The 23,056-nt window shown below is 71.7% G+C and carries 24 protein-coding genes; all 24 read left to right on the top strand.

Annotation, left to right across the window (positions count from 1 at the left end; all coding sequences use genetic code 11):
• The first annotated feature begins 420 nt into the window (after window positions 1-420).
• Window positions 421-981, top strand: a complete 561-nt coding sequence (locus tag VGC13_RS22340) for a hypothetical protein (RefSeq protein WP_331127513.1) — start codon at window positions 421-423, stop codon at window positions 979-981.
• Window positions 982-1,004: 23 nt separating this feature from the next.
• A complete protein-coding gene (locus VGC13_RS22335; protein ID WP_331127512.1) occupies window positions 1,005-1,433 on the top strand; it encodes a hypothetical protein in 429 nt (142 codons plus the stop codon).
• Window positions 1,430-1,696, top strand: a complete 267-nt coding sequence (locus VGC13_RS22330; RefSeq protein WP_331127511.1) for a hypothetical protein — start codon at window positions 1,430-1,432, stop codon at window positions 1,694-1,696. The genes VGC13_RS22335 and VGC13_RS22330 overlap by 4 nt, the downstream gene beginning before the upstream one ends.
• Entirely contained in the window at window positions 1,680-1,847 is a 168-nt protein-coding gene (locus VGC13_RS22325) for a hypothetical protein (protein WP_331127510.1), read from the top strand. The genes VGC13_RS22330 and VGC13_RS22325 overlap by 17 nt, the downstream gene beginning before the upstream one ends.
• Before the next feature lie 6 nt (window positions 1,848-1,853).
• Complete coding sequence (locus VGC13_RS22320) at window positions 1,854-2,288, top strand: hypothetical protein (protein ID WP_331127509.1); 435 nt, start codon at window positions 1,854-1,856, stop codon at window positions 2,286-2,288.
• A 268-nt stretch (window positions 2,289-2,556) separates the two neighbouring features.
• The gene (locus tag VGC13_RS22315) at window positions 2,557-4,272 is read left to right on the top strand and encodes a hypothetical protein (RefSeq protein WP_331127508.1); all 1,716 of its coding nucleotides are present in this window, start codon (window positions 2,557-2,559) and stop codon (window positions 4,270-4,272) included.
• Window positions 4,272-5,699, top strand: a complete 1,428-nt coding sequence (locus tag VGC13_RS22310; RefSeq protein WP_331127507.1) for a hypothetical protein — start codon at window positions 4,272-4,274, stop codon at window positions 5,697-5,699. The genes VGC13_RS22315 and VGC13_RS22310 overlap by 1 nt, the downstream gene beginning before the upstream one ends.
• Window positions 5,696-6,511 (top strand): hypothetical protein, encoded by an 816-nt coding sequence (locus tag VGC13_RS22305; protein WP_331127506.1) that lies wholly within the window; start codon window positions 5,696-5,698, stop codon window positions 6,509-6,511. The genes VGC13_RS22310 and VGC13_RS22305 overlap by 4 nt, the downstream gene beginning before the upstream one ends.
• Window positions 6,512-6,536: 25 nt before the next feature.
• Window positions 6,537-6,767: a hypothetical protein gene (locus tag VGC13_RS22300; RefSeq protein WP_331127505.1), complete on the top strand. Its 231-nt coding sequence runs from the start codon at window positions 6,537-6,539 to the stop codon at window positions 6,765-6,767.
• Complete coding sequence (locus VGC13_RS22295) at window positions 6,764-9,268, top strand: hypothetical protein (RefSeq protein WP_331127504.1); 2,505 nt, start codon at window positions 6,764-6,766, stop codon at window positions 9,266-9,268. The genes VGC13_RS22300 and VGC13_RS22295 overlap by 4 nt, the downstream gene beginning before the upstream one ends.
• A 158-nt stretch (window positions 9,269-9,426) precedes the next feature.
• On the top strand, window positions 9,427-10,080 hold the full coding sequence (locus tag VGC13_RS22290) for a hypothetical protein (RefSeq protein WP_331127503.1): 654 nt from the start codon (window positions 9,427-9,429) through the stop codon (window positions 10,078-10,080).
• A complete protein-coding gene (locus VGC13_RS22285; protein ID WP_331127502.1) occupies window positions 10,077-10,871 on the top strand; it encodes a hypothetical protein in 795 nt (264 codons plus the stop codon). The genes VGC13_RS22290 and VGC13_RS22285 overlap by 4 nt, the downstream gene beginning before the upstream one ends.
• 5 nt (window positions 10,872-10,876) lie before the next feature.
• Complete coding sequence (locus tag VGC13_RS22280) at window positions 10,877-11,437, top strand: hypothetical protein (protein WP_331127501.1); 561 nt, start codon at window positions 10,877-10,879, stop codon at window positions 11,435-11,437.
• Window positions 11,434-11,904 carry a hypothetical protein gene (locus VGC13_RS22275; RefSeq protein WP_331127500.1) on the top strand — a complete coding sequence of 157 codons (471 nt, stop codon included), beginning with the start codon at window positions 11,434-11,436 and terminating at the stop codon, window positions 11,902-11,904. The genes VGC13_RS22280 and VGC13_RS22275 overlap by 4 nt, the downstream gene beginning before the upstream one ends.
• Complete coding sequence (locus tag VGC13_RS22270) at window positions 11,901-12,239, top strand: hypothetical protein (protein WP_331127499.1); 339 nt, start codon at window positions 11,901-11,903, stop codon at window positions 12,237-12,239. The genes VGC13_RS22275 and VGC13_RS22270 overlap by 4 nt, the downstream gene beginning before the upstream one ends.
• The gene (locus VGC13_RS22265) at window positions 12,236-13,213 is read left to right on the top strand and encodes a hypothetical protein (RefSeq protein WP_331127498.1); all 978 of its coding nucleotides are present in this window, start codon (window positions 12,236-12,238) and stop codon (window positions 13,211-13,213) included. Before VGC13_RS22270 ends, VGC13_RS22265 begins: the two co-directional genes overlap by 4 nt.
• 37 nt (window positions 13,214-13,250) lie before the next feature.
• The gene (locus VGC13_RS22260) at window positions 13,251-13,706 is read left to right on the top strand and encodes a hypothetical protein (protein WP_331127497.1); all 456 of its coding nucleotides are present in this window, start codon (window positions 13,251-13,253) and stop codon (window positions 13,704-13,706) included.
• Between the two features lie 20 nt (window positions 13,707-13,726).
• Window positions 13,727-13,876, top strand: coding sequence for a hypothetical protein (locus VGC13_RS22255; RefSeq protein WP_331127496.1), 150 nt, complete (start codon window positions 13,727-13,729; stop codon window positions 13,874-13,876).
• Window positions 13,876-17,139, top strand: coding sequence for a phage tail tape measure protein (locus tag VGC13_RS22250; RefSeq protein WP_331127495.1), 3,264 nt, complete (start codon window positions 13,876-13,878; stop codon window positions 17,137-17,139). Before VGC13_RS22255 ends, VGC13_RS22250 begins: the two co-directional genes overlap by 1 nt.
• Window positions 17,136-17,384 (top strand): hypothetical protein, encoded by a 249-nt coding sequence (locus VGC13_RS22245; RefSeq protein ID WP_331127494.1) that lies wholly within the window; start codon window positions 17,136-17,138, stop codon window positions 17,382-17,384. The genes VGC13_RS22250 and VGC13_RS22245 overlap by 4 nt, the downstream gene beginning before the upstream one ends.
• Window positions 17,381-17,791 (top strand): hypothetical protein, encoded by a 411-nt coding sequence (locus VGC13_RS22240; RefSeq protein WP_331127493.1) that lies wholly within the window; start codon window positions 17,381-17,383, stop codon window positions 17,789-17,791. Before VGC13_RS22245 ends, VGC13_RS22240 begins: the two co-directional genes overlap by 4 nt.
• Window positions 17,792-18,056: 265 nt before the next feature.
• Entirely contained in the window at window positions 18,057-19,106 is a 1,050-nt protein-coding gene (locus VGC13_RS22235; RefSeq protein ID WP_331127492.1) for a hypothetical protein, read from the top strand.
• 66 nt (window positions 19,107-19,172) lie between these two features.
• The gene (locus VGC13_RS22230) at window positions 19,173-19,847 is read left to right on the top strand and encodes a hypothetical protein (protein WP_331127491.1); all 675 of its coding nucleotides are present in this window, start codon (window positions 19,173-19,175) and stop codon (window positions 19,845-19,847) included.
• On the top strand, window positions 19,844-22,747 hold the full coding sequence (locus tag VGC13_RS22225; RefSeq protein ID WP_331127490.1) for a hypothetical protein: 2,904 nt from the start codon (window positions 19,844-19,846) through the stop codon (window positions 22,745-22,747). The genes VGC13_RS22230 and VGC13_RS22225 overlap by 4 nt, the downstream gene beginning before the upstream one ends.
• Window positions 22,748-23,056 lie beyond the last annotated feature (309 nt).

Genomic DNA, 23,056 nt, shown 5'->3' with positions numbered 1-23,056 from the left:
GCCGCTAAGGCCACCACCGCGCGGGGCTGGCGGCGCCGGGGCGTCGGTCGGGCGGAGGTCGAGGCCGAACTGGAGTTCGCCGCAACAGGCAACCTACGAGGAGGCGCGCGGACGGCGTCCGAGCGGAGAGGTCTTTGTGTTTGAACGCCGCGTGGCCTGGCCGTAACGAACCCCGCCCCCCCCCCCAACCGCAACTCGCCCGTGTCGCGGCGGCGCCCCCAGCGCCCCGCGCCCGGCCCCCGCCCGACGCCCCCGGATAAAGTCACGCGACGTTTGCGACGTTAGCGACACACCGACGCAGCAGACCAGCTAGAGTAGGGCCTCGCAGAAACCACTGCGGGGCCCTTTCTCCGTTTACCCGGGACCCCAACCCGCCGGCCCCCGGCCCGGCCCCCGCCACGAACCGCCCGCTGATCGCCGATGTCAAAGAACGAACGCACCTCGACGCCGCGCGTGGACCCGCGGGTCCTTGCCGCCGCACAGGCCGCCGCGCGGCTCAGCGATGAGCAGCTGGTGGCGGAGAGCGCCCGGTACGAGAAGGCGAAGCGGATCGAGGGCCAGGTGAAGGCGCTGGCCGGGGAGTGCCAGGGCCGCATCGTCGGGGAGATGGAGGCGCGCGGCGTCCGCGAGTTCGGCCAGCCCGGCACGCACATCACGCTCGTGCAGAAGGAGGCGCGGGTGATCGACGCGGCCGGGCTGTACGCGGTGAGCAAGCCGGGGTGGCGCCGGTGGATCGACGGGCTGCCGCCGGTGTTCCGCACGGAGCTGGACCTGAACGCCCTGCCGGAGGCGGAGCGGGAGCGGATCGCCGCGGCGCTGTCGCCGGCGATGCGCCGCGGCATCACGAGGCACGTGCTGGACGCCGGCGCCCTGGACGCGCGCGTGGCGGCCGGCGGCATCCGGGCGGCGACGGTCGAGGTCTTCACCACCATCACCAGGTCGGCGCCCTACATCCGTGTGAGCCACGGGCCGCGCCGCTGATACCCGCCGCCACCGGAGTGAAGATGCCCCTGAGTGAAGTGCAGCAGCGCCAGATCCACCACAGCGTCCGGCAGGTGGAGGCGGCCGGCCGCCAGGTGATCCTCGAGCTGGAGGCCGCGCTGCCGTTCAACGAGGCGACGCGCGACGCGGTGCGCGTGGGCTTCGCGAAGATGGAGATCTGGGCGGGTCACGTGGAGGCCATGCTGCTGCGCCAGGCGGACGGCGGCGGCCCGCGGCCCGGTTCGCCGAGCGAAGCCGAGCTGGCCGCCGAGGAAGACATCGACAAGCTGGACCGGCAGTTCAACCAGCTGGCCCTGATGCAGGCCGAGCTGGAGGGGCGCAGGCGCAAGGCGGCGCGCCAGGCGGAGCACATCGCGCTGGACCGGCGCGCGCTCGCCACGCGGCACGTGGCCGAGGAGCTGGACCACGGCCTCGGCCGCGTCGGCGGATGAGCCCGGACGAGCTCAAGGGGTGGGAGACCATCCTACAGAGCCCCGTGGCGGCCGCGCTGCTGCTGCTCGCGGCCGTGGTGGTCACCAACGGCTTCTGGGTCGCGGTGGTGCGGGTGCTCTGGCGAGAGAACCGGCAGTCCAGCGCGGACTTCCGCAGGTACCTGATGGCCGGCAACCGCATCACCGACGCGATAGCGAATGCGCGGGAGCTGATCGACCTCACCCACAAGACCGGAGCGCCCGACGATGGCCGCAATCCGTAGCCTGGTGGACCTCACCCGCCGCAAGGTCCACGAGATCAGGGTGGAGCGCACGCTCCAGCTGGCGACGCGGGTGCTGATGCAGGAGCGGACCGCGGACATCAACGCCGCGGCCGCCAGCATGGAAGCCACGGCCGCCCGCGCGGCGGCGTGACGCGCGATGGCGCATCCGGAGGCCACGCGCTGGCGGGCGCGCCAGCTGTTCATGGGCCGAATGCCGCTCCCGGCCGTGGCGCGCCGCGTGGGCGTGGGCCTCGGCACGGTCAAGCGCTGGTGCCGCGAGGAGGAGTGGGGCGCCATGCGGCGCCTGCACGGCGAGCTGGAGCTGCGAAGCGCGGAGCTCGCGGTGGCCATGGCGGAGCGCGCACGGGAGACGGCGGACCCGCAGCAGGCGTTCGCGGCGAGCACCGCCGCGCAGCTCGCGCGGCAGCACTCCGGCGCGCGGCCGATGCCGACCGTCCAGGACATCGCCAAGGCGCTGGTGCGGGTGCTCGCCGCGCACCCGGAGGTGGGCCCGGTGGTGAAGCGCAACCGGGGGGAGGTGCTGCGCCTGGTGTCGGACGAGGCGGAGCGGCTGCAGGGCGAAGCCGGGTGAGGGCCGCCCAACGGCCATTGAGCTATTGCGCAATAGCCTTCCGCGCGCGATCGGCGGCGCGGGCGGGGGTCAGGGCCCACCGGGGGCTCGAGGGCGGCAGGGGGCGATTTTGAAGGCCGTCTCCCCGGCCGGGTTCCAGGACTCCCGGCGAGCCGCGCGTGCGAGCCTCCTCAGCGCGGAGCTCGAGGGCCTGCTCCCCGAGCCGGAGCCTGAACCGCCGCCTCCTGCGGCTACGGACGACGAGGCGGCGGCCGCGGAGCTCGCGGCCGTGATGCAGGACGCCCGCGACTTCCTGGGCCTGCCGCCGAGCGCCACCCCCGAGGAGGTCCAGCGGGCGTTCGCGCCCAGCAACACCGCCTTCGGCCGCTTCTTCTTCCCGCACTACCATGAGGATGAGGAAGGCCGTGAGATCGAGCCGTCGCGAATGCAAAATGACCTGCAGCAGGAGATCGAAGATCTGGTGCTCGGCCGGACAGCGAGCACGACGGTGGCGATGGCGTGTCCGCGGGAGCACGGGAAGACCGTGACGATGCTCAAGGGTGTGATCTGGGCGACCGCGAACAAGCACCGGCTCTTCCCGATCGTCTTCTCCGACACCGGCAGCCAGGCTTCGGGTGTCGCGGAGGACATCCGTGCGGAGATCGAGGGCAACGTCCGCCTGCGGGCGGTCTACCCCGAGTACTGCACCTGGTCCGCGCCGCCGAGGATCAGCCCCGCCGGCCTCAGCCGGCTGATGATGGGCAACGGCACGCTCTTCATGGCGGCCGGGTCGGGCAAGGCCATGCGCGGAGTGCGCAAGGGGTGGATCCGCCCGGACTGGGTCATCCCGGATGACATCGAAAGCGACGCGGAAGTCGAGAACCCGAAGAGGCGAGCCAAGAAGATGCGCTGGTGGCACAGGGTCGCGAAGAAGCTTGGCCGCAAGGCCGTCTACCTGATCCTTGGGACGATCCTGCACGCGCACAGCTTCCTGTCGGTGCTTATCGGGGAGGATCGGGCGCGCATCTACCGGGCGGTCGAGGTGATGCCGTCCGCTACGGACCTGTGGGCGGAGTGGGAGGGTCGTTTCCACGACCGCTCGGTCCCGGAGGTCGAGACCCGCAAGCGCCTGGCGCGCGCCTTCTATGACGCGCACCGCCAGGAGATGGACGCCGGCGCGGTCGTGCTCTGGCCCGCGCGCTTCAGCCTCTACGACCTGATGTTGGAGCGGGCGGAGGACTACGCCTCGTTCCTGTCGGAGCGGCAGAACGACCCGTTCGATCCGAAGGCGTGCTACTTCCCCGAGGACAAGCTGCTGTTCCTGGAGGGCGCCGACGTGCCGCCGCTTAGCGACGTGGTCGCCTCGGCGATCATGTGGGACCCGAGCCGGGGCACGTCGAAGAGCGACACCTCGGCCATGCCGCGGGTGGACGCGCTTCGTGACGGGCGGCGCTTCGTGTCCTGGGCGGCGGTGGGCCAGTTCCCGCCCGAGGAGATGATCGAGACGGGGATCGGCCAGGTGCGGCAGCGCGCCGTGAACGCGTTCGGTGTCGAGCGGGTCGGCCTCAGCTCCTATGACGAGGACCTGACCCGGAGGGCGCGCGAGCTCGGGATCGCGCTGCCGGTGGTCCCGGTGACGCCCACGGGCGACAAGAACCTGCGCATTCGCAGCGAGCGGCCGCTGGTGATGTCGGGCGGGCTCGTCTTCGCGGCGAGCCTGCCGGTCGAGGCGGTCCAGCAGATCAAGTACTGGCCGCAGCACCCCAACGACGACCTGTGGGACGCGATCCAGCAGGCGAACAAGCTGCTGGACGAGCTGCTGGCGGGCGTGAAGCCGGCTGCGGCCTACGTGGAGGCCGCCGGAGATACGACCGTACGGGCCGAAGACGCCTTCGGGCGGGAGCGCCTGGCCGGCGGGGCCGTGCACATGCCGCGGATCGAGGACCGGGCGGACGGCGTGCTCGGCGGGTTCTTCGGGAACATGCTGGACCGGATGTTCGGCTGATGGCCGCGGGGACGAGGCGCGGGGGCCGCGGCGTCCGGGCGGCCCGGGTGCAGGCCGCGCGGCGCGATCCCGCGGCGCGCCAGCAGCAGGACGCGCGGGACGGCTGGCGGCCGCTCAGCGGGTCGCTTCGGGACCTGCCGGCGGTGACGCACGAGCGGATGCAGGAGATCGCGGTCTACCTGTGGCACAGGAACCCGCTCGGCCGCCGGATTATCAACGTGCAGGCGGAGTGGATGGTGGGGGAGGGGGCGTCGTTCTCGGTCCCGGACCCGCGCGCGCAGGCGCTGCTGAAGGAGTTCTGGGAGCTGAACCGCTGGGACATCTCCCTGGCCAGCGTGGTGATCGAGCTGGGGATCTTCGGCGAGGAGTGCGTGCCCTGCTTCCCGAACCCCTACTCGGGCGTGATCAAGACGGGGCTGCTGGACCCCACGTGGATCCAGGAGGTGGTGCCGAACCCGGACGACGCGACGCAGCCGATCGGGATCATCCAGAAGCAGCACACCTCCGGCGGCGTCGAGCGGCGGTGGAAGACGGTGCTCCGGCGGGAGGACGAGGCGATGCTCTCGCCCTGGGCGCTCAAGGAGCGCGAGCGCTTCGCCGACGGCGAGATCCTGTTCACCGCGATCAACAAGCTGCGCACCGCCACCCGCGGCGTGAGCGACCTGTTCTGCCTGGCGGACTGGGTGGACGGGTACGAGCAGGTCCTGTTCGGCGACATGATCCGCAGCAACGCCCTGAACAAGTTCGTGTGGGACTACAAGTTCACGGGCTGGGACCAGGATGAGATCGACGAGTTCATGGCGGGGCTGCAGTCGCCGCGGCCGCTCAGCTCGTTCGGCCACAACGAGAGCGTGGAGCGGACGCTGGTCGGCCCGCCGGCGGGTGCGGCATCCAGCATGGCCGAGTCTTCCCGGACGCTCCGGAACCACGTGCTCGGCGGGGCCGGGCAGCCGGAGCACTGGTACGGCGGCGGCGGCGACGTGAATCGGAGCACCGCGGACTCGATGGACGCGAGCGTGGGGGTGAAGACGCTGACCGCCAAGCAGACCCAGCTCAAGTGGATGATCCGCGACCGGCTGCTGGCGCAGGTGGACCGTGGGATCCGCGTCGGGTACCTGCGCGACACGCCGGAGGTGCGCGACGTCACGGTCACGCTCCCCGACCTGTCGACGCTGGACGTGAGCCGCATCTCCGCGGGGATGCAGGGGATCGTGAACGGGCTGGTGATGGGGCAGCAGGGCGGCTTCGTGGACGAGGAGACGCCGGCGAAGTTCGTGGCGGCGCTCGGCAAGCACGTGGGCGTCGAGGTGGACGCCGAGCAGATGCTGAAGCGCGCGCGCCAGCAGCGCGCGGGTCGCGCGGCCGACGACGTGGCGCAGGTCTACGACGGGCGGCTGCGGGGGCGGCGCGGCCAGAGGGCGGTGTGACGCGGCAGGAGGAGCGCTTCCGCGCCAGCGTCCGCGAAGAGCTCGAGCGGCGCCGGGCGGGGCTCGACGATGCGCCCGGGCGCGTGCTCGCGCTGCTCAGGCTGATGCAGGCCGACATCCTCGACGTGCTCGCGGGCGCGCCCTCCGAGTTCGACGCGGCGTTCCTGCCGCGGCTTCTCTCCGAGGTGGTGCGGGGGGTGGAGCACTGGTCGGACCGGGTGGTGGACGCGGCCGACGGTGTATGGGCGGGCGCCGCCAGGCGCGGACCGCGACTGCTCCTCATGCCGCTCGCCGCCGCCGGCATCCACGTGGGGCACGGCGGCGGGCGGCTGACCGACACGCTGCTCCGCACCGTGGCCGGCTACTCGGCCGAGAAGCTGGAGATCGGGCTCGCGCAGGGCCGGGCGGCGATCGAGCAGCACGTGCGCCTGGCGGTGCTCGGCGGGCAGTCGCCGCACGAAGCGATGCAAGGGATCGGGCGGAGCCTGGACGGCCCGGGCCCCTTCCGGCGGATCTCGCACCGCAGCGAGGTGATCGTCCGCACCGAGGTGGGCCGGATCCACTCCGCCGCCGCGGACCTGCGGCTGATGGAGGCGGCCGAGCTGGTGCCGGACCTCGGCAAGGAGTGGCTGTGGAGCGGCAAGTCGCGCGTGGCGCACGCCGCCGTCAGCGGCCAGCGCCGCAAGGCGGGTGAGGCGTTCGACGTCGCGGGAGAGAAGCTGCAGTACCCGCGCGACCCGGCCGGGTCGCCGGAGAACACCATCCTCTGCGGGTGCGAGTCGATCCCGTGGATGGCCAGGTGGGACTCATGAAACCTCGACAAGGGGGAGGAAGCGCGTGTCCGAAGACAAGAAGAAGATCCCGGCCGACCTGCTCAAGCTGGTGCAGCGGCCGCAGGTCAAGGACGGCCGAGCGGTGACGAAGCAGGAGAGCGGCGAGGCGGTGCCGGCGCTCCGCGCCATCAAGGCCGCGGAGGTGTTCGACTGGTCGGAGAGCGAGACGGAGGTCGTCGTGATCACCGTCGACGGCCAGCGCTACCGCGGGGCCAAGCCCGCCGCGGCCGCGTGAGCGGGCGCGCGCGCGGCGGCCGGGTGGTGCGCCTGCAGGCGTCCGCGGCCGCGCTCAGCCTGACCGACCGCGTGCGCGCCGTCGAGGAGGCGCTCTGGGCGCGAAACCGCGCGAGCCTGAACGACGCGGACGACCCGTGGTACGTGGTGGAGACCTACGAGGACCACACCGTGGCGCGCCGCGGACCCAAGACGTTCCGGGTCTCCTACACCATCGGCGCCGACGGCAAGGTGGTGTTCGGGGAGCCGGAGGAGGTGGAGGCGAAGTACGTGGCCGTGGAGGCGTCGATCCACGTGGACGTCGCCCACGCGGGGGTGCACCTCCTGGTGGGCGGGGACGCCGGCGGCGCGGCGGCCGCGGCGTCGGCCGAGCCGGAGGGCCTCGAGTGGGAGGTGACGGTCATCCGCGCCGGAATGTCGAGCGCCGCGGTGGAGATCGACGGCCAGACGTACCCCGTGTTCTTCACCGAGGAATACGTGCGGCTGCTCGCGCCGCTGCTGGCGAACGCGCCGGTCTACGCCCTGGATGACACGGCGGGCGGCCACAAGCACAACGCCGGCGAGAAGCTGCAGGAGCAGGTGGTGGGCTGGACCGCGGATCCGCGCCTCGAGGGCGCCGCGGTGCAGGCGAACCTGGTGTTCGACCGCGAGAACCCGCGGGCCAGGCAGAAGCGCGCGGACCTGGTGCACGCGTGGCAGCGCGGCAACCGGACGCGCTGGGGGCTGTCGATCGACTCGCGGGGCATGGGCGAGCTCAGGCCGCACCGGGGCGCGACGGTCTACTTCGCGACGCGGCCGGACCGGCTGCTCAGCACCGACATCGTGCTCCGTCCGGCGGCGGGCGGAGTGTTCAACCGGATCGTCGCGTCCGCGGCGGCCGAAGCTCGAATCACCGTGGAGGAAGTGGAGATGAACCGAGAGCGTCTGATCGCGGCGATCCGGGCCAGCCGGCCGGAGGTGCTGCGCGACAAGGACCTGACCACCATCAGCATGGCCGAGCTCGCCCTCGTGGCCAACGAGGCCGAGCTGCGGGCGGCCGCCACCGGCGGCGCGCCCGCGCCGACCGCCGCCGGACGACCGGCGGTAGACGAGACGGCGATCGCGGACCGCGTCGCGGCTGCGGTCGAGCAGCGCCTGCAGGCGCGCGGAGAGATCGAGACCATCATCACCAGCTCGCAGCTGCCGGCGGGGGCGCAGGCGACCGTCCGGCGGCTGCTGGCCATCCCGGGGGTGACGGCGGAGTCGATCCAGGCCGCGGTGGATGAGCAGCGCGCCACGCTCGCGGCCGCCGCGCCGGCGCACGTGGCCGGGCTCGGCGGGCCGGCGCTGCTGGGCGGCGCGGGCGGGTACGCGTTCGGGACCGTGGGGGTGGAGGCGATCGACCGGATCCAGGCGGCCTTCGACCGTGCGCTCGGCGTCGAGCCGGAGAACCCGGAGCTCAAGACGATCCGGCCGATCGGCGGGCTGCTGGAGCTGTACCAGCTGGTGACGGCGGGGCAGGACTACGGGGTCCATGGGATCTCGACGGGTGCGCAGCTCAAGGTGATCCAGGCCGCCGGCTTCGACGAGAGCACGCTTCCGTCCGTGATGGAGAACACGCTGAACCGCCGGCTGGCCATGGACTACGCCGAGATCAGCTTCGGCGACGAGTTCCTGGTGAGCACCGAAGGGAGCATGAAGGACTTCCGCCCGCAGAGCACCACGCGCCTCGGCTACCTCGGCAACTTCCCCACCCTCAACACGGACACGCAGGAATACCCGAGCGTGAACGCCTACGGCGAGGAGCGGGCGATCTACGAGGGCGAGGAGCGGGGAATGATCATCGAGTTCACCCGGAAGCACATCCTGAACGACGACATGAGCGCCGTGCAGAAGGTGCCGGGCCGCATCGCCTGGGCGGGCAAGCGTACCGTGGCGGAGTTCCTCTTCAGCTTCCTCACGCTCAACCCCGTGATCCCGTACACCCCCGGGACGCTGACGTGGTTCCACGCGAGCCGCAACAACCTGATGACGGCGCCGCTCAGCGTCGCGGGCCTCAACCAGGCGCGCCTGCTGCTGGCGACGCAGACGGAGCCCAGCAGCGGCAAGCGGCTCGGCCTCCCGGGCAACGTACAGGTGCACCTGTGGGTTCCGTCGGAGCAGCTCGAGGCGGCGCGGGGGATCAACCAGTCGAAGCAGGTGCCCGGCAGCGCCAACAACGACGCCAATCCCTGGTATCACAAGTTCGGGGAGAAGGACGAGTTCATCCACGAGGTCTACAGCTGGGACCCCGCGGACTCGGGGAAGAACGACTGGGCGCTGTCGGTCGACCCGAAGCACCGCGGGCTGATCGAGATCAAGTACCTGAACGGGCAGAAGATCCCTCAGATCGTGCGCCAGGACGCCGCCAACGTCGGCAAGGTCTTCACGCAGGGGAAGATCTCGCTGAAGGCCTTCCTCGACTTCGGCGGCACTCCGGAGGACACGCGCGGCATCGTGAAGTCGGTGGTGGCCAACCCCTGATCCGCGCGCCGGGCCCAGGCGTGGCGGCGCGGGGAAAGGAGGGCGAGGCCCGCCCGGCCCCCGCCGCCGCCCCGCCGGGGGGCCGCGGCTGGACAACGACGAGACCGAAGAACGCAGAACCTTTCCCGCACGTGAGAGAAAAGGAGGAACCAACCATTATGGCCATGCTCCAGATGCCTTCGATGGGCCGGGTCGTCCACTACGTCGACGCCGACGGGAACGCGTACCCGGCGGTGATCCGGGCCGTCCTGGTCGACAACCCCGAAATCGTGCGCCTGACCGCCTTTGATGACGAGCACGGGGGTGATCCTTGCCGACGGGGTACCGCACAGCGAGGGCGAGCACACGCCGGTCTCGTGGCACTGGCCGGAGCGCGTGTGACCATGCAGCACCGCTGCGGGTGCCAGCCGGTGGAGCCGTACCCCGGGGCCGACATCCACTACGTCGATGAAGACGGAAGCGTGATGGCCGTCGTGTGGCATTGGCCCGACAGGCTCTGGGACCAGGATGAGATCGACGAGTTCATGGCGGGGCTGCAGTCGCCGCGGCCGCTTAGCCCGCTCTCGTTGTGGCCGAACGATTACGTGCCGGACGGTTTGTGGGTCGTGGGCGGCGGCCTCGGCGCCGCGGCGGCCGCCGAGCGCTGCCTGGTCGTGCACGTCAGCGCCGACGGCGACCGGTGGTGCGCGCTGATCGGCGGCAATCTGCAGGACGGCATCGCCGGGTTCGGGGGTTCGCCGCCCGACGCGCTGCGGGCCCTAGCCGCCGCGCTCGACGACGGGCGCGGACGCACGAAGGGTGTGGTCACGTGAGCCTCGTCGTCCTGCGGCCGCGCGTGGAGCAGCTGGTGTCGAGCGCCCGGGTCTCGATGCCGCTCACCCGTGTCCGGTTGATCGAAGCGGTCCTGGCGGCGCGGCCCGGCGCGCTGGGCGGCATGGCGCTGAGCGAGGCGTCGCTCGCGGACCTCGAGGCGCTGGCCACCGCGGCGGAGCTGGAGGTGGCGCGGCGCCTCGACGTGGGCGCCCATCTGCGCGTGGCGGCACTCAAGTACTCGCGCCACAAGCCGCGCGAGGTGGTCGTGGACATCCTGGCTTCGTCCGGGGTGTGGCGCTACCCGATGCCGGCGGGGTGGGTGCACGGCTTCAGCGTGGTGCGGCGGGTGGAGAGCCCGGTGGACCAGCGGCCGCCGGCGTTCCTGGGTGCGCGGGAGTACAGGGTCATGAGCGGCCCGGACGGCGACCACCTGGCGTTCGCGCACCTGACGCCGGGCGTCGGACAGGTGGTCAGGGTAACGTTCACGGCGCCGCACGAGCTCGCCGAGACCGGCACCACGCTGCCGGAGACCGGCTGGGACACGGTGGTAAAGCTCGCGGCCGGCACGGCGTGCCTGGAGCTCGCTGCGTTCTACAGCCACGAGCAGGACGGCGGGCTGCAGCTGGAGGGGGTGAGGCACGGCAGCAAGGGCGGCGAGTTCCAGAAGCGCGGCGAGGCCTTCCGGAAGGAAGCGGAGGCCGAGCTGCCCGAGCTCAGGGCGGAAGCCGTGCGCATGCCGGCCGCGGGCGAGGTGAGCTTGGCCGCCGACACCCCCTTCCTCACGCACTGAGCAAAATGGCGGCGACCATCACGATCAGCGGGGGTCCGCTCGGCGACCCGGGTCCGATCCTGACCCGCAACCTCGAGCGGATGCTCACCGAGGCGACGCTGCTGGTGGAGCGCAACGTCACGCGGCACACGCCGATCGGCGTGACGGAGGCCGCGAGAGGCTCCATCGACAGCGAGGTGCGCCCGGGCGCGGGCGGAATTCCCGTCGGCGTGGTGGGCTCGCCGCTCAAACACGTGGCGGTGATCAACGACGGCCGCCGCCCGGGTGCCCGGCCACCGCCGGTGATGGAGAAAGGGGAGGGCGGCGGCTACACCGAGGAAGGCTCGCTCGTGCTGTGGGTTAGGCGCAAGGTGAGCATCCGGACGCCAACGGGCGGAAGTCGCGCCCCAACGGCTGAGGAGGCGCGTGGCGTCGCGTACGTAATTGCACGCTCGATCGGCGCGCGCGGGATCGAGGGACGGCACTTCTTCGAGCGGGGGATCGAGGACAGCCGCGGCGCGCTCGAGCAGATCTTCGCCGCCGGAGGGCTGCGGATCACCGTCGACCTGGCGGGGGGCCGCGGATGAAGCGGTACCGGGAGCGCGCGGAGGAGATCGCGGGCGTGCTGCGCGGCCTGCCGGGCGCCGGCCAGGTGCACGCGCGCAGCCGGGTGACCGGGCGCGACTGGCAGGCGTTCGTTGCCCGCTTCACCGACGGGAAGCGCGTGGCGGGGTGGACGGTCGCGCGGTCCTCGGGCGAGCAGGGCGGCGATGACGGCGCGGACGCCTACTGGCTCGACCGCTGGACGCTGGTGCGCATCTGCGGGGTTCACGACGCCACCGAGAGCGAGTTTGCGTTCCAGGAATCACTGGACGACGCGGTGGTGTGGTTCAGGGACAACCCGGGCGGCCTCTCCTTCGGAACCGTCGTCGGCGAGCTCAAGCTACGGGTGATCGAGGAGCGGCTGTTCGGGGAGGCGGTCTGCCACGTCGCGGAGTGCGGCCTCGTCGTGGCCATGGACATCAACCAGCTGGTCGGAGGAGGCGCAGCGTGAGCGGCACGGAGACACCGACGACATCACACGGGGGACCCTCGGCCACCTGGGTCGCCGAGGGGAGCCTGGGGGGCCGCGACTACGCGGTACGCAGGAAGGACGGGGAGCCGGAGGCGCTCGTCTGTATGACGTGCCTGTCGGAGACGCCGGTCACGAGCGAGGGCGGGGTCCACGGGCTGGCCGAGAGGTTCACCGGCCACGTCTGTGCCGCGGCGTCCGCGGCACCCGCGGCGGCGCGGCCGGCGCGCGCCCGGACGGCGGCCGCCGGCGCGGTCACCACCACCACCAAGAACAACAACAGCACCGCCGGGGGCGGGGAAGGCGAGGGCGCATGAGCAACAAGCTGCGGCTGCACGGCTGCGCGATGAAGGTGGAGGGGCAGTACGGCGTCGACGCCGGACCGACCCCGGCCGCCAACGCCGTGCAGCTGGACGAGAGCCCGTGGAACACCATCGAGGTGAAGTTCCTCGAGGACAACGAGCACCCCAACGTCGCGGGGCTGGACATGGGGGCGGGCGGCGAGGCGGTGGCGCCGGGCGGGCGGTACGCGGAGTTCACCGTCGTGCTGCCGCTGCGCGGGGCCGCGGACTTCGCCACCATCCCCGACATGGACGTGGTGCTGGCGGCCGCGGGCTTCACGCGGTCCGAGGGCGTTCCCGGCGCCAACAAGCGCACCTGGTCGTCGAAGAGCCTGGCGGACGCGGGCGCGAGCGTCACCGCCTACCTCTGGGCGGGCGGGTACCTGTTCAAGGTGGTGGGCGTGCGTGGCTCGGTGAGCTGGCCGGCGATCCCGTCGCGCCCGGTCCCGATCACGTTCAAGGCGTGGGGCCTGGTGCGCGAGGACCCGGTGGACGCGGCGCTGCCGGCGTTCACGTACCGAAACCGGGCGGTCGCGAGGCCGAAGGTGAGCGGGGCACCGCTCACCCTGAACGGGTTCGCCCCCCGCTGCCACAGCGCGGCGTTCGACGTGGCCAACGAGGTGGTGGCGCTCCCTCGGAGCGGCGCCGAGGACGGCCACGACGGATACGAGATCGTCGACTACACGACGACGATCAAGGCCGTGATCGACACGCCGCTGGCCGCGGCGTTCAACCCGTGGACGCTGCAGCGCACGACGGCGCGGTTCCCGTGGTCGTTCGAGATGCAGAACGCCTCCCCCTTCAACCGCTTCAGCATCCTCGGCCCCGCCGGGGAGCTCAAGCCGTTGCGGCCCGGCGACAAGGACAAGATGACGACCATGGACCTGACGATCGGCGTCTGCCGCGACATCGACCAGAGCACGCCGCCGATCCGGATCGTCCAGAGCTGACACGTCACACACACACATCAACAGGAGCGCCGACGACATGAACCTTCCGCGACGCGAAGCAGAGATCCCGGTGGACGTGGCCCCGGGCGTCAGGGTGTGGGCGGAGCCCCTCACCGACGAGCAGTACGCGCTCCTCACCGAGACCCAGGTGGTCGCGCGCGACGAGCCCACGCCCGAGCACCCCGAGGGGCGGGTCCGCGAGATCCGGTGGAGCGTCGCGCCCGGGATGCGGTTCTTCCCCGACCGGCTGCGCCGCGTCGAGGTCACCACGGCGCCCCACGACGCGGCCGCGACGCCGGCGGCGCTCACCATCGCCGGGGCGGCGTTCGACCGGGCGGACGGGGACCACGTCGCCGCGCTGCCGGCGCCGTGGAAGGTGCACACAATGGTCCGGCTCTTCAACTACAGCCAGGGGCTGACGGAGGCGGACGTGGGAAACTCCGCGCGGCCGGCGCCGCCTTCTTCCACGGATCAAACGTCTACGCCGGCCTGACGCCTCGGCTGCAGAGGTTCGTGGCGAGCTTCGCCTGGCTCGAGCAGTACGGAAAGACACCGATGGACCTGGGCCTCCCGCTGGCCGAGCTGGACCCGCAGTGGGAGGTGGCCATGTGGCTCCTCAAGGAGACGATCGAGGACCACCGCATCCTGCACCGGCCCGGCTGATGAGCAGCAGCACGACTTCCTCGCACGCGATCGAGATCCGGTTCCGCCCGACGGGCGCCGCGGACGCCGCGCGCGCCGCCCACATGGTCGGCGAGTCCGTCATCCGCGTGGCAGCGTCCAGCGACCTGGGCGCCGACGCGTTCAAGCGCCTCTCGCGCGAGGAGCAGGAGCAGTACGTCCGCCTGCAGGGGCTCGTCCGCGCGGGCTCGAGTGCGGCCGTGGTCATGGACCGCCTGTCGATCGAGGCGCGCGGCGCGGCGGCTGCCGCGGCCCCGCTGACGGCTGAAAGCCGCGAAGGCGCCGCGGGGCTCGATCGCCTGGCCGACACCGTGGTACGCACGCGCGACGAGCTGGGCCGCTTCGTAAAGGGCGCGGGCGCGGCGCGCACGGCGCTCGACGACCTGGTGCCGCCCGGCGCCGCGGCGGGGCTGAAGAAGCTGGACGACCAGGTGGAGTCGCTCGGCGACCGTTTGGACCGGATTGGCGGGCAGATGCAGAGCGCCGGCGGGAACCTGGCCATGGGGCTAACCGCGCCCATCCTGGCCGTGGCCACGGTGTCTCTCAAGTCGGCCGTCGACTATGAGAGCGCGATGATCGGCGTGCAGAAGACGACGGACGCGAGCGCCGCCGAGATCGCCCACCTCCGGCGGGAGTTCAGGGAGCTGTCGGAGGAGGTGCCCATGAGCGCGGCGGCGCTGGCCGAGGTCGGCGAGGCGGCCGGTCAGATGGGGGTGGCGCAGTCGAAGATCGCGGGGTTCGCGCGCACCATCGCCTCCATGGAGGTTGCCACGGACCTGGCGGCGAACGCGGCCGCCACGGGCATGGCCACGTTCTCCAACGTCATGCAGACGCCCACGGAGAACGCGGAAAAGCTGGGCGCGACCATCGTCGCGCTGGGCAACGCGGGCGAGAGCACCGAATCGGCGATCCTCAACATGGGGCTGCGGATCGCCGGCGCGGGACGCCAGGTCGGCATGACGGAGGCCGAGGTGCTGGCGACGGCGAACGCGCTGTCGAGCCTGGCGATGGAGGCGGAGTCCGGAGGCACCTCCGTCAGCACGGTGATCAAGACGATCCACACGGCGGTCGCGAACGGCGGGGACGAGCTCAAGCGGTTCGCGCTGGTGGCGGGCGTAAGCGCGGCCGACTTCGCGAAGGCCTGGAAGGAGGACGCCGCCGGCACGCTCGTCACTGTGGTGGAGGGGCTGCGGCGCATCGGGGAGCAGGGCGGCAACGTGTTCGCGGTCCTGAACTCCCTGGACCTCAAGGACTCGCGCGTCCAGGACACGCTCACCCGGCTCGCCGGCGCCAGCGACAAGATGCGCGCGAGCATCGAGCTCGGGAACCAGGCGTGGCGGGAGGGGAGTGCGCTGCAGAAGGAGGCGGCGATGTTCAACGCGTCGACCGCGTCGCAGATGCGGGTGCTGGGCAACGTCGTCACCAACATCGCGGCCGACCTGGGCACGGAGCTGATCCCGGTGCTCCGGATCGCCGCGACGAGCTTCCGCGACGACGTGCTCCCGGTGGTGAGCGGCGCGATCAAGGTCTTCAGTGACCTGCCGGACGGCGTGCAGACTACGGTGGTCGTGATGGCCACCATGACGGCCACGGTGGGCCCGCTGGTGATGGTGGTGGGCACGCTTACGCAGACGGTGGGCACGCTCGCCAAGGGCTACGCGGTCGCCCGGAGCGCGGTGATCAGCTTCCAGGCGGCGGCGGCGCTGTCGGGGATCGCGATCTCAGGCGCGACGGCGAGCGCCGCGCTGCTCGGGACCACGCTGGCGGTCGGCGCGCCGGTCCTGGTGGGGCTGGGGGCGCTGGTGGTCTGGCTCGCGCGGGCGGGGGACGGGGCCGACGACATGGCGGACAAGACGGAGGCCGCGGCGGCGCGCGCCGCGAACGCGGCCACCAGCCTGCGCGCGACGCTCGACGGGATGGACGTGGAGACGCTGCGGTACGAGCGCGACGCGCTCGACGGGCAGATGAGCCGCAACCAGGCGGAGATCGCGGCGCTCCGGAAGGAGATGCCGGGAATGTCGGACGAGCCGATCTGGGATGCGGGCGATCCGCAGAACGGCGGCCCGCGCTACCTGCCGAGCGAGCGGGCGCAGGCGGCCGAGCGGCTGGACGCGATGTACCTGCTCAACGTCAGGTTCTCCAACCGCCTTGCGGAGCTGCACGCCGAGATCGGCGAGCGTGAGGCCGCGCCGGCGACGCCGTCCGCGGCGCTGCACCCGCTGCTCGCGGGCGGCGAAGAAGACACCGCGCGCCGCGGCGCCTCCAAGCGCCCGACGCCCAACCAGCTCCTGGTGCCCGGCCCCACCATGGAGAGCCTCGCCGCCACCGTCGCCCGGACGGGGCCAGATCGGCGGTCTTGGGCCGCGCTGGGGCTGGTGCATGACCAGGTCATTGACCTTGGACAGCAGATCGAAAAGACGCGAGGAGAGTCAGAGCTCGCGTTCTCAGTTCTGCAGCAGCAGGCGCCGGGCACGGATGCGTTCCAGGTTGCCAACGAGCGGGTGGCGGACCTGCGGGCGGAGCTGGCGAAGCTGGAGGCGCAGCTGCCGGCGGCGCTGCTGGCGCTGCGGCAGCTGGCCCCGCTGCACGGCCTGGGCTTCGCCGACTACGAAAAGGGCGTGCTGGCGGTGCGCGACCCGGGTCCGGCGCCGATGGCGAGCGCGTCGATCGCGCTCACGCCGGGCCGCGGCCTGGACAGCCAGGTGGCGCGCGACGCGGCCGCCGGGCGCTCGACCCTGCACGAGCGCAACCGCGCGCAGGCGGAGACCGGCCGGAACGAGCAGGTCAAGGCGCACGCGGAGGAGATGCGCCAGGCGTCGGAGGTCGCGGTGCGCGCGTTCGGGGACGTGACCCAGGCGTTCATCCTGGGCAGCGAGGACATGGCGTCCGCGGTGGTCAGCAACCTGACGTCGATCGCGCAGGCGATCCCGGGCGTCGGCGGCTTCGCGGGCGCGATGCTCGGTGCCGCCGGCGGAATCATCGGCGGGCTGTTCGCCTCGCGCGAGCGCGCGCGCGAAGAAGAGAAGGTGCAGCGGGTCCGGCTGGACGAGTACGGAGAGCGGGCGCTCAGCCAGATGAACGACGGCGGGGGCGGCCCCCAGCACATCACCATCCAGATGATCGACCCGGGCACCGGGCGGGTGACGGGTCAGAACGAGTACACGCTGTCGCGCCGCACCCGGCGCGACGCGGTCGACCGGTTCCCGCCCACGGGCGGGTATTCACAGGGAGGAGGTACGCGATGAGCAAGGAGAACCGCGCGCTGCTGCCGTCGGACCCGGCCGTGCGCGAGCAGTACGACGCGGCGATGGCCGATGCCGCCCACGCCGGCGTACAGCGGGAGGTCGCGGAGCTGGTGCTTGCGTCCGTTATGATGTACCACGCCGCCCGGACGACGCGTCCGCCGTCGCCGTTCCTGGGTTTCGCGCGCGGCGTGCTCGCCGACCTCGGTGCGTTGCCGGACGCGCTGGTCGATGACGAGGCGGCGTGATGATGATGGGGAGAACGGCGACGAAGACCGGGAGCGACGACGGGGACGGGCAGCGCGCGCCCGCTCCGTCGGACGAGCAGCTCGAGGAGGAGGCGCGCGCGATCGCGGCTCGGTGGCGCCGCGGCCAGGAGCGCTTCGCGATCTTCAGATCCGCGGAACAGATCCGCGCCGACGACGCCGCGGCGGAGATGGGTCAGCGGCTCACCCGCACGTACGGGCACAAGGGGCTGCTGCCCCGAGCCGAGGCGGAGAGCCTGGCGCACCTGGTGCAGGCCGTCGAGGAGGCCCGGGAGCGGGCGATCGATGAGGCCGCATTGCACGCGGCGCGCGTGCGCGCCGGGTGCGAGATCATCTCACCGGATGACGAGCGACGGGTACGCACCGCCGCGTGGTTTTTCCAGCCATGATACGCATGGTCGCCGCGGTCTGGTCGTTCGTGCGGCCTGACCTCTGGGCGGACGCGTTCCTGAGCGGCTTCCGCGGGTACCGCCGCTGGCGCGGGGGCCACTGGGAGCGGTGGTGGGTCGACTGCTGCCAATCCGAGGTCTGGATCCGGCTGCGTCCATCGGAGCTCCCGTGCCACGCGAGCCGCGGAACCCGCCCTGGCTGCTGCTTCGGCTCCCCCGTCTGCGAAGACTACGGTGGGGAGATGCGCGTGGAGGCGCCCCGCTGATGCCGGCCTCCGCCTTCACCACATTCGACACCACCCCGACGGCGACACAGCCCGCGGGGTGGACGCGCTGGCTCCCGGGCGCCGCCTGCGCGCTCACGGTCGAGGCCGGCAACCTGCTGCGCCTGTTCTGGAACTCCGTCGGCGGCGGCAGCGGCCTGAGCCGGGCCATGTGGCTGTGGACAGGGGGGCCGGTGTCCGGCGCCGCCGAGACCGTCGAGGCGATGGCGCCGGTGCGGGTCACCTACGCCGGCGCGCCGCAGTACTCGCTGGCCGTGCGCGGCAGCCTGACTGCGTCGAACCACGCGACGGTGGTCTTCATCCCTGGAACCACGCGAAAGGTCGGCATCACGGCCGTGGGCTACAGCCCGTGGGTTACGGTGGACTTCCCGTGGGTCGAGGGCCAGAAGTACATGGTGTGCCTGCGGGGCGAGCCGTCCGGCGGCACGACCGTCTACCGGCTCAAGGTGTGGGCGGGGCTCAACGACCCGCCCCCCGCCGCCTGGCTGGTGAGCACCGGCTCCGTCTCCAGCCCGGACGGCCAGCCGGCCGGCGGGTACGTCGGAATCGCGCTGCAGGGCCCGAACAGCGGCTCGGCGACCGTGGAGGTCGACTGGATCGGCGTCACGGTCGGAGGCGGGGCGGCGCCGGGGGTGGTGACCCAGGCGCCGGTGGTGACCGTTCCGCCCGTGGTGTCTCCGCGCTTTACGATCGGCTGGAGCGCGGTCCTGGACGCGGCGCTGCCCGCGGTCCCGATGACCTACGACGGCGAGTACCGCGTGAATGGCGGCGCCTGGACGGCCCTGTTCACGGGCAAGGCGGGCGAGGGCTACTCGTGGGACGCGATCGCTCACCTGGCCGCGACGAGCGTCGAGGTCCGGGTGCGTGGTCGGACCACAGACGCGCGGCTCGGGCCGTGGGGACAATCGGGCACGTTCACGCTGTACGCACCGGGCCGCCCGTTCTTCCTCGTGGAGAATCTGCTCTCGACGGTCCAGTTCCCCGCGCACGTCCTCACCGCGAGTGGTGAGGCGGCGGGGGGCGAAGTGTGACGGCTGGCGGACGGCCGTCGGAGCGCGCGCGACCGCTGGACACCGGCCGCCACCAACGCCGAGGCGGTGGTGCGGGTCTCGTGCGACGCGGCGCGAGCGGCCGACCTGGTCGTACTCGACCGCGGCCACAACCTGGGCGGCCGCCGGATCATCCTTGAGGTGTCGAACGACGGCTTCGCCACCGCGACCGCCGTGCTGGACCTGGTGGTGCCGGCGACCAGCGGGGTAGCCGGCAACGTGGACCGTGCCGCGGGCGCCGCTACCCGGGAGGGGGCGTGGCTCAAGCGCTTCCCGCGCGTCAGCGCCAGGGACTGGCGGCTCCGCATTCCGGCCATGGGCGCCGGCCTCCGGCCTGAGATCGTGGGGCTCTGGCTGGGTGAGAGCTGGCAGCCAAAGCTGCTCTTCGACCTCCCCTGGGGGGACTCGACGCGGCAGCTGAGCTTCGCGTCGTCGGAGAGCGACGCGGGGTGGGTTGGGCGTGGATCGGCGGCTCGAGTTCGGGCGGGCGAGATAGGCCTGAAGCTGAAGGCCGAGGACGAGTACTCCCTCGCCGAGCGCCACATCGAGGAGGGTTTCTGGATGCCGCGCCCGATGTGGATCGTCTACGACTCGGCCGCCGCCGAGCGCGCTGTCCTGGCGATGCCTCCCGCGGGAAGGAATGGCTTCAGCCGACAGGGCGGGTGGAGTTACAGGCAGGCGCAGATTGCGTGGGTCGAGCACGAACCGAGGGTGGGCCCGTGAAGCGCGGCTGGTCCCCCGAACTGGAGCGCCTGGTGCGGCGCGCCGATCCTGTCGCGCGCCTGATCCCGGAGGTCGTGGCCACGACGGCCGAGGACGTTCGAGAGCGCCGGGACGAGTGGCTGGAGGCCGACAGCCTCACGGGTTTGAGTGCCAGGTACGACGGCGGCGTGGAGATCACCGGCGTCGAGCACGCGCTCGTGGAAGAGGCGGCGATGGTGGGTACGGCATACCTGACCAGCCTCGGCCGCCACGTGCTCGATTCCGGCGCGGTGCACCTGGCGCGGCTAGAGTGGACGGAGGGCGGCGCGTACTGGGAGCCACGGAAGATCGTCGTCCAGCTAGTCGCGCAGCTCGACGCCGGCGCGCCCAAGGAGGTGGCCAGCTGGGGAGTGCAACTGCTCTGGCTGGAGAGCCACACCGCCTCCTCGGAGGCGCAGACGGAGCCGCTCGAGTACTCGTTCTACCCGCTCCACGAGCCGGTCTACATCCCCGCGGCCGGCGGCGTGAACCCCGGTCCGGTGGAGGTCGACTTCGCGCTGCTCGGCATCGAGGTACGGCAGCCGCTCCGGCCTCCCCTCTTCACGGGGCTCAACCGGGCGAGCGCGGCCGCGCTTCCGCCGACGGGCTTCGTCCACGTGTGGGCCCTCAAGGACGACGCGTCGCCCGCCGGGAACGTCGGCTGGGCCGCGGACGCCTCGAGAGCTTCGAAGACACAGGGCGGTCTTCGTCTTCAGTCCTTCATGCTCGTCGCGGCGAACGGCGTGGTGGGCGGCCAGGCGGTCTCGCAGGTCCCCGCCCTCTCGATGTACGGCCACACGCTCGCCGAGGTCACCGTTGGCTTCACCGGCCCTGACAACCGGATCGACCTCGGCGCCGATCCAGGCGCCGACGTCGAGCTCGTAGGGCAGGGCGCCCAGCCGACGGGAACCTCGGTCGCGTGGGAGGTGATGGCGGACGACGGCACCTGGACGGCGTTCCGGGACGGTGATCTCGCCGGGGTCGACAACCGGCCGCAGGGAGGTGCCGACCTGTCGCCTACCGCCACTCACCCCGTGGCCCGCCGGCGTTCCTACCACATGCGAGCGCGGCTCATTCCGTCGGCAACCACCAGCCCCATCGCCGGCGCCCTTGGCGCGCGGGCCGTGGAGCGCATCGTCCTGGATGGAGAGGCGTCGTGGCAGCAGTCCGGCGCGTGGGCCTTCGACCCGATTACCTCCGCGGCGGAGGTGATGGAGGGCACGCTCCGGATCCTGCGCACCGGGGAGCGCGACTACCGCGACCCTGGCACCGAGATATTCACGCGTTACTACATCGCCCAGCTGAGCATCAGGCTCTGGATAGGCCACCCCGCGCTGGCGCGCCGGCTGTGGCTGCTGGTCGACAGCTTCCTCGTAGACGACTACGACAGCCACGGCCCCGAGTTCACGGTGCTCTGCATCTCGCCGCTGGCATTCACGCGTGCGACGATCCCACCGGCCACGCAGGCGGGGCCGGCGACAGTACGCGATCCTCTGGTGTTCGCGAACTCAGCGATCCACGATGTGTACGCGGCCCTCCTCGAAAGCGCCGTCGCGGTGCCAGAGCGGTATCGAGGGTCGCCAATGCCGGAGGTGCCGTGGAGCGTCACCAAGCGCATCACCGACGCCGACGCGAAGTCCGAGCTCGACGCACTGGCCCGGCTCGCCGGCGGAGCGATGATCTGTTCGCAGGGGAGGCTCCGGTTCGTGGATGTCGTCGGAGTGAAACCGCTCACGGCGGTCGTAGTCAGGGAGGAGCACAGGGAGGACAGGATCAGCCCCGGGCTGCGCCACCGAACTCCGGAATTCTTCGTGCCATACCTCTGGTCCGAGGCTGAGGGGGAGTCGCGGTTCCGAAGCCTGGTGCGGTCCTTCCACGTGCAGGCGCTTGAAAGGCTGGGGACGGCGACCCTGGACGCGCCGCGTGAACTGGACCACGTGGTGGCGCGGTGGATCGACACCGACGAGCTCGCGAGCGCGGCTGCGAGGCAGGTGACGGAGGCGATGGGGCCCGGCCTGATGGTCTGGAGCATCGTCACCGAGTACGCCTACCCGGAGCTCGAGCTCGGCGACTTGATCGCCGTCGAAGCGGCCAGCTTCGCCGCACGCGACCTGGTCGGCGGGCGGGAGCTCAAGGGAAGGGTTTGGGCACTCGGGGTGGTTCAATCAATCGGCGACCCGTGGGGCCGACAGCTGAGCATATGGGTCAGGCGGTACGCGGATGTGACGGTAGGCTCCGAGCCTGTGGATACCGGTGGCTACGGCGCCCCGGCGGAGGTCCTTTCTATCCAGAAGGCGAACGAAGGTGCGATCGCGCGGATCGTAAGCATCCACAACTCTGCTACCGCGCGCGGCGAGGCAAAGGGGGAGTATCGCGTAAACGGCGGTGCCGTAGAGTCGTTTGCCATCGACGCGGCAGGAGTCGGCCGGTTCGACATCGTCCGATCGCAGGTCGCTGTGAGTACCCTACAGGTGCGTGGACAGAACTCGGCGGGGCTATCCGGGCCTTGGTTCGCGGCCCCGATCGACCGGTATGATCCGCCGGCTCCACCACCCGCACCCCCACCCCCGCAGCTCACTGCGGTCCACCTGGTGGTGACCGACACGGGAATAGGCGGCGACGATGTCTACGCGGGAGGCCTCGACGGCGTCGCCCTCGAGGGAAAGTCGGTTGAAGTCAGATACTACAGAGGAGCCTCGCTTCGGCACACCGCTGTCATATCCCCCGTAACTAATGATTCCACCGTATCGATCGATTGGACGGACGTGGGGCTCGGGGACGGAACGTCGAATCAGCACTCCGTCGAGGCAGAGCTCTACGCCGGGTCCACGGCTCACGGCTCGATCCGCTCCCGGCCGGTGATGAGCCTGCTGGTCGCGTGATCAGCTGCGCCCCCAGGTTTGATTTGCGAATACCTTGCTTATCGCAATTCAAATCGGCAAAATTTCGCGCGCGGCAACAGACGCGAGGCGCAGTCTCCGGAGCGCGACGGAAGCGGGTGCGAGCCTGAGCGAGCGGGTGAGGGGCCGCGCCGACGCCGTGCGCAGCCTGTCGAAGCGGATTCGAATTCTCCCCTTTCTCCCGCTCCGCGGGGGAGAGGGGGCCCTATCGGGCGCCAGTTCGAGCTCTTTCGCCGAGGCACCGAAGTTCTCCCCTCTCCGTGAGGAACGAACGGGGAGGGGCCGGGGGAA

Origin of the sequence: Longimicrobium sp. (assembly GCF_036399255.1) — a bacterium.
In the GTDB taxonomy this organism is placed as follows: Bacteria; Gemmatimonadota; Gemmatimonadetes; order Longimicrobiales; family Longimicrobiaceae; genus Longimicrobium.
The sequence above is the reverse complement of the archived record's forward strand: the minus strand, read 5'-3'. Positions and strand labels throughout refer to the sequence as shown.